This is a genomic window from Staphylococcus succinus (genome assembly GCF_029024945.1).
GTDB lineage: Bacteria > Bacillota > Bacilli > Staphylococcales > Staphylococcaceae > Staphylococcus > Staphylococcus succinus.
In genome coordinates this window covers 743,271-760,600 of record NZ_CP118976.1, presented here as the reverse complement: position 1 = coordinate 760,600, position 17,330 = coordinate 743,271, and the positions used below count along the sequence as shown (strand labels likewise).

The window sequence follows — 17,330 nt, the reverse complement described above, 5'->3', positions numbered from 1 at the left end:
AGGTGTCTATATTTTTATATAAACTAAAAAAACAACAGCAATAATTATAACCTATTATGTATAAATATGTAAATATATATTTTGTGTCAGTTTTAGTAATACTAAAAAAATTGACTCTAACTTAATTAGAGTCAATTCCACTTTATATGAAAGCGCTTACCATTTCAATGTTTTATATATTTTTCTCTATATTTTTCTTAATAGGAATAAAAAGTATGGTACACCTACGATAGCTACAACAACGCCTACCGGGATATCAATAGGTGGATGGATTCCTTTTGCTAAACAATCACTAATTGTCAGTAATAAGGCACCAATTAAACCAGACATTATCGTAATGTGTATATGTTTATGACCAACGATACGTCTAGCAATGTGTGGTGCAATTAATCCTAAAAAGCTCAATCCCCCAACTACTGAAATTGAAGCTCCAGCTAAGACAACTGCTAAAAACAATAATATCATTTTCACTTTTTTTACTTTAGAGCCTAATGCAGTAGCAACCTCATCACCAAGTGTTAAAATATCTAACTGATGACAATAATAGAATATAAGAGGTAATGCGATAACAAACCATGGTAATATCACCCATACATTAGACATATTATGACCATACAGACTCCCTGTAAGCCACACCAATGCCGTATTGGCGTCTAAGGGATTTCTTATTAATAAGTATTGTACAATTGCTGTACAAATTGCACCAATAGCTAAACCGATTAAAGCTAATTTTGAACCTTTTACATTAAATTTTGATATAAGTAACGTTAAAATTAAACTGATACATAGTGCACCTGCAAAAGATCCGAATGGCAAAACAAATAATGGCGCTGACGGAAATAACATAATAATTGTAACCGCTGATAAACTTGCACCTTTTGTTATACCAATTACATCAGGTGATGCGAGTGCATTTCTTACAACACCTTGTATTAACGCTCCAGAGATAGCCAAGCTACTACCTACAATCAATGCTAACCACATTCTAGGTAAACGATACTCATTTAATATAAAATTATCTTGCGAAAATACGCTTTTAATTGCTTCAATTGGGTTTATAAATACTGCACCTACCGATAATGTTGCAATAGATGAAAGAATAAGCAAAATAATAACAATACTATATCGAAACATTAGTCGTCTACTCATTGTCGATCCACTCCTTTAACCGTAATAGCTAGGAAGTAAAGTGCACCTATAAAGGACGTGACAATACCTACTGGCGATTCAAACGGAAATGCAATTAAACGACTCAATACATCCGACAATAGTAATAAGTCTGCACCTATAATCATTGTTAATGGGACCATTAACTTATAATCTGTACGTATATAATGTTTGACGATATGAGGTACAATCAATCCTACAAAACCTATCGGGCCAGCAATAGAGACTGAAGCCCCTGCCAAAACGATAACGAGTAAGCCCGTTGTAATTCTAATTACTTTTACATTTTGTCCTAATGCTTTAGCGAGGTCTTCCCCCAACTCCATGATCGTTAATTGTCTAGATATAATAATTGTGCCAATAAACGCCATGACTAGCCAAGGCAATATCCCCATAATTTGTGCCCATTTTATTGTAGATAGTGAACCTACAAGCCAGAACATTACTGTCGATGTTGCATCTTCATTAAGTAATATAATTCCTTGTGTCAAGCTAGAGAAGAATAAATGGATTGCCATACCGGCAAGCGCTAATTTAACTGGTGTCATACCTCTCGTAGAACCAGATAACATGTATACAGTTAACCCACCTATAAATGCTCCAATAAATGCTAATATCGTTGAATAAGCTGTCAGAGCAGGCACAACCATTGTAATAAATACAATCACAAAAGAAGCCCCTGAATTTACACCAAAAATTTGTGGTGATGCTAAGGGGTTTCTAGTCATTGCCTGCATAAGTAAACCTGCCAAGCCTAGTGCAGCACCTATAAGTAGCCCCGCTACCATTCTCGGCATACGCACATTATGTATTAAAAAAGTTTGTTTCGTATCTGTATGGCTCCAAAAATAATCTTTAAAATCTTGTATCGCAATATGCGATGAACCAACACTTAAATTGAAATATATAATGACAAAAAGCGCACATACACTCACAAAAAATGTGAGTGCTGTGCGTGTTTGCATTTTATTATCATTTGTATTGGTTTGACTAATGCGTTTTGATTTAGTCATCTACCATTCACCTTACTTTTGTTGTTTATCATTTTGCTTTTGTTTAGAAATTTCAACAAGTTCCTTAGCAATTTCTTCAGAAGAAATGATACCACGTGCACGTGCCCATGTATTTCTATCCACTACAGAAACTCGATCATTCTTAACTGCATCCAAATCATTCCAAACTGGATCTTTTTCTTGATTTTTTAGGTTTGGATCATTTTTCCCTTCATCAGCCATGATAAACATGCGTCCCGGATTAATGTCTGAAAGTACTTCAGAATTTAATTGAAGGTAAGGGCCTTTTAGATATTTAGATAGATGATCTGTTTTTGTTTTATTTAATGCGTTTTTGAACCCTAGTTCTTTTAAAAGTTCTCCAACATATGTGTTATCTGGATGTGCTAATAATCCAGATTTAGAAATTACAGCTGGTAAAACAGCTTCAGATTTATCCATTGTAATTTCCTTACTATATTTATCCATTAATTTATTATGCTCTTTTAATCTTTCTTTACCTTTATCTTCTTTTCCTACTGCTTTAGCAATAGTTTTAAAGGCTTCTATATTATCTTTATAATCACTATCAAAACTTGGTAACATGATTGTTGGTGCAATTTTTTCCAAGTCTTTTTGTATACCTTTATGTCTATTTGTATCTGCAATAATTAAATCTGGTTTTTGATTACTAATTTCTTCTAAGTTAGGTTGCTTACGCGCACCTACTGATTTATAGTTCCCAATGTCTTTGCGAATAGGTTCTAAAATTCTATTCTTATCGCCATCATCAGCAACTCCGACTGGTTTTACACCGAGTGCTGCAAGTGCATCAACAAATGAAAATTCTAATGCTACTACACGTTTAGGATTTTTAGCAATCTTAGTTGTTCCTGTATCATGCTTAATCGTTATGTCGTCTTTTCCTGATTTATTCTTTTTTGATTGGTCAGCATCATTGTTACTAACACTACCACAAGCTGTTAGCAAAACGACTGTCAACGTTAACAACAAGATACCCATAATTTTATAGCTATGCTTCATCGTCTTCACTCCTTAAGTATGTATGATTACATACTTAATTCTATTGATAATAATTATCAATGTCAACACTATTTTTCTTCAAAATTCTATTTAGTGTTTCTTTAATTTTGGTGTATTAAAATCGTACTTCACTTTTTGTACCGCTTCATCATAAACATAGGATTTAGCTAAATTAGGCATATACATACTTTGTGCTAACGCTTTATAACCTAAGCTAAATTGTATTTTATCACCAACTTGATAATGGTCGTGATTTAATAAGTCTAACATAACGTGATCACTTGTGGCTCCTAACACTTTAATCTGATGATGCAAGGGCTTGATTTCTGAAACATCTGTATCTAAATTGCCTATATCAATGATTGCTTGCAAATAATGTTGTCCCGTAGTGATATTAACTCTAGGTTTAATTTCAACAATTTCAGTTTCTAAAATGATTGCATCTTGGAATAATGAGGCAATTGGCTGACCTGTAGTCGTTTCTACCCCTCTAAACAAAGTTTCTCCAATTCTTAATTCATTAATTTTTCCTAAATCACTGTATAACATTTGAGGTAACATGCTAGAATTACCACCAGAAATAACTCTAAAACGGATACCTGTTTCTAACTCCACAGAACTAACAAATTGATTCACCATATCTACGTCTAAATCCGTAGGCACAATTGATTGAAAACACATAAAGTTAAATGATAGTCCAGCAATACTAATGTGGTGCATATTTAAAATTTCTTTAATATAATCTACTACGTCATAAGTTAAAATTCCTTCTCTAGCGTCTTTCCAATCTACCATGAGTAAAATTTGATGTTTTACTCGTTGTTGCTCAGCAATGTCATTGAGTTGGCGAATAGTCGACATTTCAGTTTGCATACTCATTTTAGTGTAACGTACAACATCTTCAAGTTCGTTTTGATTAGGTGTTCTTATCATTGTATATGTTAAATCTTTATCTAAACTCTTAGTAATATTATCAATTCTTGCATCAGCAAAATGGGTGATACCAATATTTTTCAAAGTATCTACGATTTGTTTGTCTCCTCCGACGCATTTAATCACTGGTGTAAATTGAATGTTGTGTTGATTGAATAATGCATATAACACCCTAGCGTTATATTGAATTTTAGATAGATTAATTTTTACTTTTGCCATATTTACACCTCTTTATATATCGGGTTACTTATATCAATTGTGACATATTGTTTCACTTTGCTTTCCATGCGCATACGTAAAAGTGCTTTTACCGTGATGTATTTACCAAACAATACTTTTGATAAAATTTGAGCATGGGCCTTTGATGGATCAATTGCTTTATTTATAATGTCGCGTACGATATCAAAAAGTACTGCTTCATTAACTTGATCATACTGTGAAAAATGATGAATAAGTTCAGCAATTTGATTTTGTATTACTGCATGTTGAAATTTAGCGATAACCGCTTCAATATTTTCTGCAATTAAGCTTGTATTCGTAATATCAATATTAGGCAATTTACTTTTCAATGTTTCTAAATCAATTCTAGAACCACCTAAATCCCTAATAATGAACTTCATTTGATAATTAGAGCCGAGGTTTACGATAGTATTTTGCATATGTGCTTCTAAAGCAATACCATAATCCTGTATATATGCAATTAAAGGTTCGATTAAAGTTCTTGCGTAACTTATCATAAATTGTTTTATCGAATCTAATGTTGGACCTTCACCTACCCAATCTAAATAACTATCTACAATTGCTTTATTATCGACTGGATTCTTATTCACCAGACTTGCTGTCACAAGCGTAAGTCCGTTATCAGCTATCACAGGTTGATATCTTATAATACACCCCAGATGTCTTGCAATATCTGGATCTGCTTGAACGTGTATTCCGTATGGTTCCATGGAAACTTGTAATTGCGGATATATATCTAACATATCTTGTAATTCATAGCTTAGTTTAGGACCATCTACTGTGGTCACTGGTGAAACAGTTCTCACCGCACTCGTAGCTTGTACATTTATAGGTAATTTAATATGAAATGGCTTATGAACAAGTTCCATCGTTCTAAATGATAATGTTGCCTTTGATTCAATCTCAAAAGGCGTTGGTAATAAACGACTATCCTCAATCCAATCGGCAAATTGCTTAACAATGACATTATTATATTGCCATGGGTGCACAAGTAGTATTCTATAATTATTGAGCTCCAAACCATATGGATCTAAAAATGCTTTTAATTTATAACGATATTCAGGAATAATATAATCAAGGATATATTGCGCATCATCCTCCATTGAAGTTGTTACACAATTATTTTCATGAATAAGCATAACTTTTAATGGAATGATTTTTTCAAATTCTGGCGCATATTTTTTCACTTCATCATTTGTCAGAGGTAATTTTGTCTTAGATAAAGGATGCGTAGGATGACCTTCTACAACTAAACTTTCTGAATAACTCAAGTCATCCATTTGGCCTGAATCTGTCATATGTTGTAACCAGGAAAAGAAATTAATTGTCTCTGGCATTCTAGAAAACTTTAATGTCGCATCAATTAAAGCCTGTCTATTACTGAAATGTTCATAAGTTAATACAAATCCATCTCTACTAGAAAGTAATTCTTCTTTTAACCTCTCACTAACTGGAATATTAAATTGATTATGCAGAATATCAAGTAATTGTTCTACTGAGTTAATCTCCGTTATAACGTCACCCTTCATATATTGAATTGCGCCGTTAAATACGTATCTTGCCATTGCACTTTTTCTCGTTGTTTCAACTTTTAAAAGTTGCCCTTCATACTGTATTTCCACTGAATTTTTATATTCATTAAATAACGTTTTCTCAGGGTATATGTGTTCTTTTATAATCGCATTAAAAATACGATACTGTACATTTTTATCGGCTAACTGCCATGTTTGACGCATCATATCACATTGCCTCCATCTTTCCTTTGTCTACTTAATAAACCAAATAATAATGCAATAACTATTGTACTTACGCCCATAGCGATAAACGTTTCTATTATACCCAATAGTTCTGCTGAAAAACTCATCAACATCGCACCTAATGGAATCATACCTCTATCCATCATGACAACACTTAATACTTTCCCCCTATGTTCAGATTCTACACGGTGCTGAAAGTAAATTCTATTTGTTGTACGCGCCCATTGACTGAATAAACCGATGAAAAATATAGATAAAAAGAGTAAGAATGTATTGCTACTAATCGTCCCTAATAATGAGATTCCGAAAAGTGCAGAACTCATATAGTACATTTTTACCATTGAAATTTTATCTAGTATATTTGGTAATATAATTGTTGCGATAATACCACCTATAGCACAACACGTCATAGCAGTACCAAATATTTGTACTTGGTCTGGGAATGTTTTATCTGTCAATACTGGTAATAAAGTTGTATATGAAAAGCCTGTTGCCATAATCAAAAGTGATGTTATAAATATTCTTGCACCTACATTATTTTCTTTAAAATAATCGACAACAATCTTTATGTTCATTTCCGTTTCAGCTTTAGGTTGTTTATTTACTTTAAATTTTAACGGTAAACAAAATAGTATTGAAATCAAATAACATAATGCCTGTAATGCAAAAGCCATTTGTGCACTATAAGCTGCCATAATAAATCCTGCGACAGCCGGACCTATTGACCGACAAATATTTATGATAAATGAGTGATAAGATACCGTCTGTGTTGTCGTAAGTCTTTGTGTTAAATCAGGCAATACCGCCTGACGCACAGGTGTTTCGATTGCACTCATAATGCCTCTCCCTAATGCGTATAACAAAAATATAATTATAGGCAATTGTTTACTTTGAAATGTTAAAATACAAAGTATAGTTGTTAATATAAATGATGATGTGATTGTGATTTTTAATAATTTTCCTCTATCGCATCGATCTGCCAATGCGCCAGCCCATACACTAATAAGTAAAATGGGGACAAGACGGAAAAAATTAATCAATCCTAAATAAATTGCATTATGATATAAATTAAACACATACCAATTCAATGCAATTTGTCCTATCCAATTCCCTAAAAATAAAAGAAAGGAACTAGAAAAAAAATACTTAGCCATGAAAATCCACCCGTCTTTTTAATTGATAATAATTATCATTATCGTTATTATAGATTATACAAATATATTATGTTTTTGTAAAATAATTTTTTAGAGGTGCTTTTATGAATTCGAAAAGAAACAACCACAACTTAATTAGAAATCTCACTATTGATGAAAAACATGCTTTTGAACATTTATCTTCTATCGATAATGAATGGGCAGACTATTTTAATACGATGTTATTAGTGAGTAGAGATAAAGTTTCACAACGTCTCATCACCTCATTACATAGGGAGAACTTAGTCTATAGCCGTGCGCATAGCGAGATTATAACAACACAATCATTGCACTTCCCATTTGAAACAGAACAAAAAAAATTACTCAAAATTCAATTCCCAAAATCTCAAAAAACTTTATTCGCCCCAATTACAGGCGAACATGCTTTTGACAGAATTGATGTAGAAGGACCATTTTATTTTGAAGACAAGAATGAAATTGAAAGAATATATCATCCGGATGAAATTTTATCGTGTATTTTAACTGAAGCACCTGAGCTTAACAATGAAGCAAGTGCACAGTTTTCATCTGATATCAATAACAGTGTTGCTAATATGGCAATTGCGCTTAGTTTTCAAGCGTATGCTTTAGCCAATGAATATGCGCCACTATGGCAATTAATTGCCAATGATACTGATAGCTATTTACGGTCTGAGCAGGCTGTTGTAGAAGGTCACCCTCTCCACCCAGGTGCCAAACTACGCAAAGGAATGACACCAAAAACAGCCATAGATTATTCATCTGAATTTGGTCATGCGATTGGGATGAAATTTATATTAATCCAAAAAGATATTGCCAAAGTAAAATCTTTATCACCAGATTATAATGAGTTGATTTATACATTATTTGAAGGGCTATATGATGCAGTTGTTAATACAGTAGGAGTTAAGGAGATGCAGCAATATTATGTAATGGTCGTCCATCCTTGGCAGTATAATGAAATATTAGGAAAAGACTATGATAATGAATTACAATCAAATCAAATTATTCCGATTGATTATCAACTTGATTATTATGCAGGACTTTCTTTCAGAACGTTAATGCCAAAGAAACCAGTAACATCACCGCATATTAAATTATCAACTAATGTGCACATCACTGGCGAAATTAGAACCTTATCAGAACAAACAACAATAAATGGACCACTGGTGACAAATATACTTAACGATATAAAATATCAAGATCTTTTATTTCAACAAATCAATGCCGATACAATTGATGAGGTCGCGGGTATACATTTCTACAATTCCAATGACTCAGATGAGATACAGACAACTAGAAGTGAACAGTTAGGAACGTTATTTAGAACAAATATCTATGAGTTAGTACAACAGAATGCTACACCTGTGATTCCATCAAGCTTAGTAGCAAATTATCCTAATAACCAGGAAACACCTTTAACAACTTTAATTCGTACATATGAAGCAACGCATCATTTTGATAGTTACGAAAAAGCATGTATAGCCTGGTTTGAACGTTATAGCCAAGCAATGATAGATATTGCTTTACCATTATATGTAAAATACGGTATAGCATTAGAAGCACATTTACAAAATACAATAGCTGCATTTAACAAAGATGGTTCACTAAACAAATTATATATTCGTGATTTTGAAGGGTTACGTATCGAAGAAGCTTATTTAAACGAAATGGGCTATAGCACAAATGAATTTCATGAAAAATCATTAATATTAACCGATCAAGCACAAACTGTATTTAATAAAGTCTTTTACTCCAGTATACAAAATCATTTAGGAGAACTTATTGTAAATATTGCTAAATCTAGTACTGTATTAGATTTAGAACAAACAATTTGGTCTCTAATTAGTGATAATTTAAACCAGAAATTAATCGAAATCGCTCAGACTATGGAGAATCCTCAAAGGATATCTCAAATACGCTCGATTCTATTTGCACCTAAGATTGATTATAAATGTGTGACAACAATGCGCCTTGAAGATGAAGCGGATTACTATACTTATATACAAGTTACTAATCCTTTGTACCGAAAACAATAATAAACAACAAAAAACTACCGATAAAGCATTATGCTTTATCGGTAGTTTTTTAAGTTATGAACAGATTGCTTATTGTAAGCCTTTTTGTTCGCTACTTGATCCTTCATTTTTTTCATTCTTTTGATTTTTTTGTGACCATTCTTTTTTAGTCATTACATCTTCAACACGCATGTTAACTTCAACTACTTCTAAACCAGTGATATATTTCACTTGTTCTTTAACTAAGTCAGTAACTTTGCGGAAGATTTTAGGTGCTGATTCACCATATTCTAATACTACTTTTAAGTCAACAGCAGCTTGTTTTTCGCCAACTTCTACGCTAACACCTTGAGTTACGTTATTGCTGCTACCAAATGAACTTGAGATATTATCTACAAATCCACCTTTCATTTCTAAAATACCATTTACTTCACGCGCAGCGATGCCCGCGATTTTTTCTATTACTTCGTCAGAAAAAGTTAATTTGTTTGAGAATTCAGGTTCTTGATTTTGTTGTTGCTGTTGTTGTTGCTCTTGAACTTCTTGTTCTTTAACTCCAGTTTGGTTGTTATATGCTTGTTTTGCTTTGTTATTATCTACTGCCATAATAAATTCTCCTTTTTGTTATCAAATTTATTTGCCTAAATCATCATTTTTTTATTTTAAACTTCTTAACTCCATCGATTTAAGAAGTTTAAAAAGTCTTGTGTACGGTCTTTAGTATACCCAATTCCAATTCCAATCAAACATAATACAATGATTAAAATTGTGCTCCAGAAACCAAGTGTTAAGAATAGTATTGCTATAATTAAAAATGCTAAAAAGCCAATGATTCTCCATTTAAACGTCTTGAAAAAATCAATAAGTTGTTGCGTAGAATCTTGTCCATTTTGGTTATTATTGTTAGCCATGATAACCCTCCCTTACAACACGCGTTTGCCTGAGCTTTTTTGATCTCTAACATTAATTTCTAATTTGGATACTGGCAACTCCGTAAAATGCTCTACATTTTGTTTAACTTCATTGCGTATTTCTTCTGTCAGTGATTTTACCTGGACATCTCCAGGAACGAAAAAGTCAGCTTTTAAAGCAATGTGTGATTTCTTTTTCTTGTTATACAATTTTGCAATAACATTGGGTTGACGTACCTCGTCATACTGAACAATCGTATCGTAGGCAGATTTTTCAACTGCTTTTCTTGATACATAAATATGACCATCCTCGAAATCTTTATAAAGTCCAGGTTTTCTATACGTAGGTTTAAACAAGCTAAATACTAGTATTAGGCCTATTAAGATGAGTAAAGCTGATAACGCAATTAATGTTGGTATAAACCAGTTAAATTGTAATAAGTAATCTTGATACTTACTTATTCGTGAATCTTTGATAAACATAAATAATAAAAAACCAACGATTACTACAATCAATAATCCTAAGATAAAATTCTTAAGTCGCTTCACCTCGTATGACACCTCCTATGCTTCTATATTATGTACTTGTCATATCAGACTAATACCCTCAAAAAAAATCTTGGAAACATTTTTATTCAATTTCCTTTTAATTTTCTTTGATAAAATAAATTCATTCATTTTATTTTGTTGTTTTCTTTACTTTTAATGTTTTTCTTGTTTATTTGATTTGCGATATTGTAACAATTTATCATCTGAGACAAAAAGCTTATTACTCGGTCTTGGCTTTTCGATTGCCAATGATTTAAATAACGACCATATCATTAGAATGATTACGATTGAAAATGGTAGTGCCGCAATAATTAATAAATTTTGAATCGATTGCGTACCTCCCGTATATATCATAATAACTGCAAATAACGCTAAAATAATACCCCAACTTACTTTTACAATACCAGATGGATGTATACTCCCATTAGAACTTAACATGCCTAAAACATATGTCGCTGAATCTGCAGAAGTAACAAAAAATATCATAATTACGATTAGAGTCAAAATACTGAGCAAGAAGCCTAACGGAAAATGTTCCAGTGTGGCGAAAGTAGCTGTTTCTGTTGCTTCTTTAGCAATATGAGCGATACCATTTTGTTGCAAATAGATAGCTGAAGCACCAAACACTGCAAAAAACATGAAACAAACTAACGATGGGACAAATAGGACGCCCAAGATAAATTCCTTAATTGTCCTACCACGTGATACACGTGCAATAAAAATGCCTACAAATGGCGCCCATGAAATCCACCATGCCCAATAGAATATCGTCCATTGTTGTAACCATTGGTACTTTTCTCCGCCCGATTGCGGTATACGTAAACTCATTTTAAAGAAGTTAGCAACATAATCACCAAGTGAATTGGTAAATGTATTTAATATGCTCAGTGTTGGACCGACACAAAATAATATGATAAGTACGATAAATGCTAAAATCATATTTATATTACTTAAATGTTTAATTCCTTTATCAATACCCGACCAGGCTGACCACGTAAACAATAACGTGGCAACAACAATAATAATCACTTGTGTGCCAAAATTTGAAGGAATATCAAATAAAAAGTTTAGACCTTCATTTATTTGTAATGCTCCAAATCCTAATGTAGCTGCCACACCAGTTACTGTTGCAATGATTGCCAGTACGTCAATTGCACCACCAACAGGCCCCCTCATCATTTTGGTACCTAGTATAGGTGTTAAGGTAGCACTTACCAATCCAGGATAGCCTTTGTGGAAACTAAAGTATGCAAATACCAAACCTACGATACCGTAGACAGCCCAAGCATGAATCCCCCAATGAAAGAATGAAAATTGCATCGCCTCATTTATAGCTGTCTGTGTGCCAGCTTTATGTAATGGTGTTAATGTGAAAGCATGACTAATAGGTTCTGCAGTTGTCCAAAAAACTAATCCTATACCCATACCAGCACTAAATAACATTGCAAACCATGATTTTAATGAAAACTCAGGATCTTCTCCCTCCTCACCTAAAACAATAGATGAATATCTAGAAAATAGTAAGTAAATACATACAATTAAAATAACTAATACTAGAAGGAGATAATACCAGCCAAAATTAACTGCAATAAAATTTGTGATGTTTTGTGTACCTGCTTCCAATTGTTTCGGTGCAATTGCTCCATAAATAACAAATAAGGTACAGATAAACAACGCAAGCCAAAACACCATAGTCATTTTAGTTAAACGCATATCTAAATCCCACTCTCCCTTTACTTTATGTAAAGTACATACCCTCTCTTTTCCAAAGTATTCGTTTCAAATAATTGATGGCTTCTATTTTGATTTAGCACGTCACAACTAATGTTCAAAGTCATTATTCCCTCTTATATAAAACCAAATACTTAAATATTTATTTGGAATTTCTATACTAAAATATAAAACCCTACAATACTATCTTAATAGAGATAGTATTGTAGGGTTTTGAGTTATCTTAATTTATAATTGAATCACTAATTTTCCAATCATACTTTGCTTTTCTATTTTTTGATGTGCTTTAAATAAATGGTCAGCCGTTAAACCTTCTATCACTTCATTTAATGTCGTTTGATAGACGCCCGCTTCTATTTTTTCTGTAATATCAGTAAGGTATTGGCGATGCGTATGCATATCTTCTGTGTTGTACAATGGTCTCGAGTACATATATTCATGTGTAAAAGTAATGCTTTTTTGCTTCAATAAGTTTAAATCTTGCTTTTCTTTAAAAGCTACTATTGTGGCAATGATTCCTCGTGGTTTTACTAATTCAATCATTTTTTCAAAATAAAGATCTGTATTAAATGTACAAAAGATATAATCCACTTCACTAATTTCATATTTTTTAAATTCATCAGTTAAATCATTTTTATGATTAAGTACAATATCTGCACCCATATTTTTTGACCATTCATGCGTTTCGTCTCTAGACGCTGTCGTAATCACATGTAATCCGTGGTGTTTTGCAATTTGTGTCGCTATACTGCCTACACCACCCGCGCCATTGATTATTAATATAGATTTTCCTCTATTTTCATCTGGCTTATGTGAAATTTGAAATACATCAAATAGTGTTTCAGAAGCAGTTAGACCTGTTAATGGTATGCTTGCTGCTTCGACGGCGGTAATATTTTGTGGTTTCTTGGCGACTAGCCTTTCATCCACAAGCTGATACGTCTGATTTGAACCTTGATACGAGGGAGAACCAGAATAATAAACCTCATCTCCAACTTTAAAATGCTTTACTTCTTCACCTACAGCTTCAACCACACCTACTGCGTCAAATCCTAATACACGTGGTGCTTGAGTAACTGGAGATTGTCTTATCTTAGTATCTACTGGGTTGATACTTATTGCTTGTACACGAATGAGTAAGTCATATTGTTTCGGTTGAGGTTGATCAATATCGAACTCATAGAATTTGTTCCCATCTTCTAAAGCAAAACCATCATCTGCACCAATCGCTTTCATAATACACAGCTCCTTTATTTAATTAGGTATGATCTGAAACTTTAACTACTTGTTTACCAAAATTATCACCAGTAAATAAATTTCTAAAAGCATTTGGGATATTTTCAAATCCATCCATTACAGATGTTTTTGTTTTAATTTTATCTTCTTGAACCCATTGTGCTAATTGTTTACTTGCGGCTGAAAAATCATCGGCATAATTAGCTACAACAAATCCTTTCATTAGTGCTTGTGCTTTAATCAAAGTTGGTTGTATTCTAGGGCCATAATCAACTGTTGTATCATTATATCCAGATATAGCACCACACACAGGGATTCTCGCAAATTGATTTAAGTGTTTCATAACTTCATCTGCAATGGCGCCACCAACATTTTCGAAATAGACATCTACTCCTTTGGGCACCGCATTAGCAAGCTGTTCAGAAAACTGCTCATCTTTATAATCAATTCCCACATCAAATCCTAACTCATCAGTTAAATAAGCTGTTTTTTCAGGGCCTCCAGCTATACCCACTACGTATGCCCCTTTTAGCTTGGCAATTTGGCCTACGACAGATCCAACTGCACCTGAAGCAGCTGAGACTACTACTGTTTCTCCCGCTTCAGGTTGCCCAATTTTCAGTAATCCATGATAGGCTGTTTGACCAGTCATTCCCAATACACTTAAATATAAATATAAAGGAATATCTTGATTTGATACTTTAATAACATGTTTGGCTGGTATATTAGTTATTTTTTGCCATGGTAATTGTCCAGTGACAATATCACCTTTTTCGAATTGCTCTACATTGGATGCTAATACTTTACCAACCACATGACCTGACAGTGGTTGGTCTATTTGGAATGGTTGAATATAAGAATCACTATCGTCCATACGACCTCTCATGTATGGATCAACTGAAATGTACAGGGCTTCAACTTGAATCTCATCTTTTTTGAGCTCATTTAGTTCAGTAGTTTCATATCTAAATACATCATCTGAAGGAACACCTTCTGGTCTTTTGGCTAACACGATTTGTTCTGTTTTCATTATATTGCCTCCATTCTTTCTTTTCTCTTATTTTATAGTTATAGTCATGTGCATTCAAACAAATCGCTTATTCGATTATTTATGAACGTGTTATGATTGTTTTAAATTAGCGCTATGGCTAATCTTAAAGTGATAAGGAGAATTTTTGTGAAACTAAGTATTTTAGATTATGTCCCTATTTTCGAAGGCCAAAATGCAGCACAAGCTTTAAATCATACAATAGAATTAGCACAATTAGCAGAACGCTTAGGTTTCCATCGTTATTGGGTAGCTGAGCATCACCAAGTATTTTCAGTAGCATCAAGTGCCCCAGAAATGGTCATGATGTCACTGTTAGAAAATACTTCAACAATTCATATTGGTAGTGGTGGGGTTATGTTACCGCATTATAGTGCTTATAAAGTAGCTGAACAATTTAAAATAATGGAAGCTAGGCATCCTGGTAGAGTTAATTTAGGTACTGGACATTCCCCCAGTTTTAAAAACGTAAATCATGCATTAAATGAGCATAAATCTAAACCAGTCGATTACGATACACAAATCTCTGATTTAGTTCATTATTTCAATGATGACACTAGCGACCAAACACGTTTTACAGATTTGTATGCAACCCCCATCATAAACTCTAAACCTATAATGTATATTCTAGGTATGAGTATGAAGAGTGCTACATTAGCAGCTCAACAAGGATTATCTTTTGTCATTGCTTTAATGGGTCAAAGTAATGACAATGTCTCTAATGTCATCGAACATTACCGTAATTTATTTAAACAACTTCATCATGATAAACAGCCTTATGTCATCATTTCTACATTTGTCATTACCGCTTCAACAAGCGAACAATTATCTAGTTTAGAACGCGCATTTCATTTATGGCTATTGCGTATAAACTATTTAGATCAACCCAAATCTTATCCATCTATCCAATATGCCGAGGCTAGAGATTTTTCAGATAGAGAGCTATTAAAAGTAGAAAAAAATAAACGCCGTGTAATTAGTGGTATGCCTGCTGAAATCATTAAGCAATTAAAAGCTATACGTTCTTCTTATGAGGTAGATGAAATAATGATACAACCACATATATTCGGAGAAGAAAACAGAAAAAATATGTTGGATTTAATAGCGAGAGAGATCGATTTAACCATTTAAAAAGCACTGTAATGCGTCAATCCAATCATTGACCCAAATTACAGTGCTTTTTTTATTCATTCCATAAGAATGCATTAACTTCCTCTGCTACTACATTATAATCATGCAATGCGCTATGCTCTCCATGTTCACCTTCAACTTTGAACGTTCTATATGATTTTACATAACCATCTAATAAATACTTTAATGATAATGAAGATTGCGTGGTTACCTTACCATCTGAATGCGTACCATCTAATAGATCACCGTAGATATTTAATACCTCCACTGATTGTTGAGGATAATTATACTTCATTTGTTGCAACTCTTTATATTCATCAGTCATTTTATCTGGCTTGCTATTTTCATCTAATTTAACACGATTCGGCTTATCGTCTCTACCTAATATGCCATTCAACGGGGCACCAGTATCCACTTGCTTGTTAAGTTGTGGTAATGAATCATCATCACCGTAATTAAGCATATAATAACTTAACGTCAAATTCCCCATTGAATGTGCCACCATATTAAACTTATTAAATTCCATATGCTTATTTGTTTCAGTTATGACATTTTTTAACCATACAGCGTTTTGCTCGTAATCCCAATTTTTATTATCTTCTAATATAATTTGAACAATCGGGTGTGGATCATTCGCATTTATATCTCCTTCAAATGTTACATTTCCATCAGCTGAAACATGCGCTTTAATGACATTTTTTGTAACACCTTTGTTAACAGCAGATTGAATTAAGTATCGCATAGATTTTTCAGAACCACTGTGACCATGTAAATAAAATGTCGGCACACTTTGTTGCTCAGGTTTTTCAGCAGCCTTAATATCGTTATTTGCATCAACAAAAAGTAATAGTGACATTACAGTTAACGTTGCTATCGTGACGATTGTGACCATTCGCATTAAAATATTTTTGCTATGTAGTTTCAATTGCACTTCACCTCTTATAAAAATATTAAGTTAGTAAGCATGTATATAAATGATGCTACATACTATTCTTTGCTTACCCTTGTATTTTATGAGTATGCTTTCAAAAAACGTTATTTATACAAACAACATAAAGTTAATATTAAGTTTATAAAACATTAAAAAACTTTATTGATAACTGTTAAAATCTTAGAAGTAATGCTCAATTCCAATAAAATTATTCATAGAAAAATACAATTTCGCGCTATTAAAGACAACTCTACCTTTTCTTTTTAGCAAATATGTTTAGTTCTAGTCCAAATCTTATAAGTGACATTAGCTAATAGAAATTAAATCATTACTTTATACATAAACCATCTGTCACCATTCAAATATTGTGCCTTAGTTCCATTTAGTTTTACTGTTGTTTGATCCTAATTATTTTTCACGCAAAAAAGCACCCCTCGAATAAATTCGAGGAGTGCTTTTGAAGTCTCTTA

Annotated in this window: 15 protein-coding genes; 2 read left to right on the top strand and 13 right to left on the bottom strand. The window is 32.9% G+C overall.

What is annotated here, in order from left to right:
* Positions 1 to 186 precede the first annotated feature (186 nt).
* The 6 genes from PYW31_RS03475 to PYW31_RS03450 all read right to left on the bottom strand — a co-directional run bounded on the left by PYW31_RS03475 (position 187) and on the right by PYW31_RS03450 (position 7,287).
* Positions 187 to 1,149 carry a FecCD family ABC transporter permease gene (locus PYW31_RS03475; protein WP_046835632.1) on the bottom strand — a complete coding sequence of 321 codons (963 nt, stop codon included), beginning with the start codon at positions 1,147 to 1,149 and terminating at the stop codon, positions 187 to 189.
* Positions 1,146 to 2,180, bottom strand: coding sequence for a FecCD family ABC transporter permease (locus PYW31_RS03470; RefSeq protein ID WP_046835633.1), 1,035 nt, complete (start codon positions 2,178 to 2,180; stop codon positions 1,146 to 1,148). Before PYW31_RS03470 ends, PYW31_RS03475 begins: the two co-directional genes overlap by 4 nt.
* 12 nt (positions 2,181 to 2,192) lie before the next feature.
* Positions 2,193 to 3,203: an ABC transporter substrate-binding protein gene (locus PYW31_RS03465; protein ID WP_046835634.1), complete on the bottom strand. Its 1,011-nt coding sequence runs from the start codon at positions 3,201 to 3,203 to the stop codon at positions 2,193 to 2,195.
* A gap of 90 nt (positions 3,204 to 3,293) precedes the next feature.
* Positions 3,294 to 4,355, bottom strand: coding sequence for an alanine/ornithine racemase family PLP-dependent enzyme (locus tag PYW31_RS03460; RefSeq protein ID WP_046835635.1), 1,062 nt, complete (start codon positions 4,353 to 4,355; stop codon positions 3,294 to 3,296).
* Between the two features lie 2 nt (positions 4,356 to 4,357).
* A complete protein-coding gene (locus PYW31_RS03455; RefSeq protein WP_046835636.1) occupies positions 4,358 to 6,115 on the bottom strand; it encodes an IucA/IucC family protein in 1,758 nt (585 codons plus the stop codon).
* Positions 6,112 to 7,287 (bottom strand): MFS transporter, encoded by a 1,176-nt coding sequence (locus PYW31_RS03450; RefSeq protein ID WP_046835637.1) that lies wholly within the window; start codon positions 7,285 to 7,287, stop codon positions 6,112 to 6,114. Before PYW31_RS03450 ends, PYW31_RS03455 begins: the two co-directional genes overlap by 4 nt.
* Positions 7,288 to 7,391: 104 nt before the next feature.
* Here PYW31_RS03450 and PYW31_RS03445 point away from each other — a divergent pair, with 104 nt between their 5' ends.
* Positions 7,392 to 9,344 (top strand): IucA/IucC family protein, encoded by a 1,953-nt coding sequence (locus PYW31_RS03445; protein WP_046835638.1) that lies wholly within the window; start codon positions 7,392 to 7,394, stop codon positions 9,342 to 9,344.
* A 69-nt stretch (positions 9,345 to 9,413) separates the two neighbouring features.
* Here PYW31_RS03445 and PYW31_RS03440 read toward each other — a convergent pair whose 3' ends face one another.
* The 6 genes from PYW31_RS03440 to PYW31_RS03415 form a co-directional block, all read right to left on the bottom strand.
* On the bottom strand, positions 9,414 to 9,929 hold the full coding sequence (locus tag PYW31_RS03440) for an Asp23/Gls24 family envelope stress response protein (protein ID WP_046835639.1): 516 nt from the start codon (positions 9,927 to 9,929) through the stop codon (positions 9,414 to 9,416).
* Positions 9,930 to 9,994: 65 nt separating this feature from the next.
* Positions 9,995 to 10,234, bottom strand: coding sequence for a DUF2273 domain-containing protein (locus tag PYW31_RS03435; RefSeq protein WP_046835640.1), 240 nt, complete (start codon positions 10,232 to 10,234; stop codon positions 9,995 to 9,997).
* Between the two features lie 12 nt (positions 10,235 to 10,246).
* Positions 10,247 to 10,783 carry an alkaline shock response membrane anchor protein AmaP gene (gene amaP / locus PYW31_RS03430; protein WP_046835641.1) on the bottom strand — a complete coding sequence of 179 codons (537 nt, stop codon included), beginning with the start codon at positions 10,781 to 10,783 and terminating at the stop codon, positions 10,247 to 10,249.
* Positions 10,784 to 10,936: 153 nt separating this feature from the next.
* Positions 10,937 to 12,496 carry a BCCT family transporter gene (locus PYW31_RS03425; RefSeq protein ID WP_046835642.1) on the bottom strand — a complete coding sequence of 520 codons (1,560 nt, stop codon included), beginning with the start codon at positions 12,494 to 12,496 and terminating at the stop codon, positions 10,937 to 10,939.
* Between the two features lie 246 nt (positions 12,497 to 12,742).
* Positions 12,743 to 13,750, bottom strand: coding sequence for a zinc-binding alcohol dehydrogenase family protein (locus PYW31_RS03420; RefSeq protein WP_046835643.1), 1,008 nt, complete (start codon positions 13,748 to 13,750; stop codon positions 12,743 to 12,745).
* A gap of 22 nt (positions 13,751 to 13,772) precedes the next feature.
* Complete coding sequence (locus tag PYW31_RS03415; protein ID WP_046835644.1) at positions 13,773 to 14,780, bottom strand: NADP-dependent oxidoreductase; 1,008 nt, start codon at positions 14,778 to 14,780, stop codon at positions 13,773 to 13,775.
* 147 nt (positions 14,781 to 14,927) lie between these two features.
* On the opposite strand from PYW31_RS03415, the gene PYW31_RS03410 reads away from it, so the two are divergent.
* Positions 14,928 to 15,929, top strand: coding sequence for an LLM class flavin-dependent oxidoreductase (locus PYW31_RS03410; protein WP_046835645.1), 1,002 nt, complete (start codon positions 14,928 to 14,930; stop codon positions 15,927 to 15,929).
* 52 nt (positions 15,930 to 15,981) lie between these two features.
* Here the strand turns inward: PYW31_RS03410 and PYW31_RS03405 are convergent, their stop codons facing one another.
* On the bottom strand, positions 15,982 to 16,854 hold the full coding sequence (locus PYW31_RS03405) for an alpha/beta hydrolase (protein WP_053042459.1): 873 nt from the start codon (positions 16,852 to 16,854) through the stop codon (positions 15,982 to 15,984).
* Between the last annotated feature and the right edge of the window lie 476 nt (positions 16,855 to 17,330).

Excerpts from the sequence above, each read along its gene's own strand:
- PYW31_RS03475 (WP_046835632.1), bottom strand. The coding sequence starts at position 1,149 with ATGAGTAGACGACTAATGTTTCGATATAGTATTGTTATTATTTTGCTT.
- PYW31_RS03470 (WP_046835633.1), bottom strand. The coding sequence starts at position 2,180 with ATGACTAAATCAAAACGCATTAGTCAAACCAATACAAATGATAATAAA.
- PYW31_RS03465 (WP_046835634.1), bottom strand. The coding sequence starts at position 3,203 with ATGAAGCATAGCTATAAAATTATGGGTATCTTGTTGTTAACGTTGACA.
- PYW31_RS03460 (WP_046835635.1), bottom strand. The coding sequence starts at position 4,355 with ATGGCAAAAGTAAAAATTAATCTATCTAAAATTCAATATAACGCTAGG.
- PYW31_RS03455 (WP_046835636.1), bottom strand. The coding sequence starts at position 6,115 with ATGATGCGTCAAACATGGCAGTTAGCCGATAAAAATGTACAGTATCGT.
- PYW31_RS03450 (WP_046835637.1), bottom strand. The coding sequence starts at position 7,287 with ATGGCTAAGTATTTTTTTTCTAGTTCCTTTCTTTTATTTTTAGGGAAT.
- PYW31_RS03445 (WP_046835638.1), top strand. The coding sequence starts at position 7,392 with ATGAATTCGAAAAGAAACAACCACAACTTAATTAGAAATCTCACTATT.
- PYW31_RS03440 (WP_046835639.1), bottom strand. The coding sequence starts at position 9,929 with ATGGCAGTAGATAATAACAAAGCAAAACAAGCATATAACAACCAAACT.
- PYW31_RS03435 (WP_046835640.1), bottom strand. The coding sequence starts at position 10,234 with ATGGCTAACAATAATAACCAAAATGGACAAGATTCTACGCAACAACTT.
- PYW31_RS03425 (WP_046835642.1), bottom strand. The coding sequence starts at position 12,496 with ATGCGTTTAACTAAAATGACTATGGTGTTTTGGCTTGCGTTGTTTATC.
- PYW31_RS03420 (WP_046835643.1), bottom strand. The coding sequence starts at position 13,750 with ATGAAAGCGATTGGTGCAGATGATGGTTTTGCTTTAGAAGATGGGAAC.
- PYW31_RS03415 (WP_046835644.1), bottom strand. The coding sequence starts at position 14,780 with ATGAAAACAGAACAAATCGTGTTAGCCAAAAGACCAGAAGGTGTTCCT.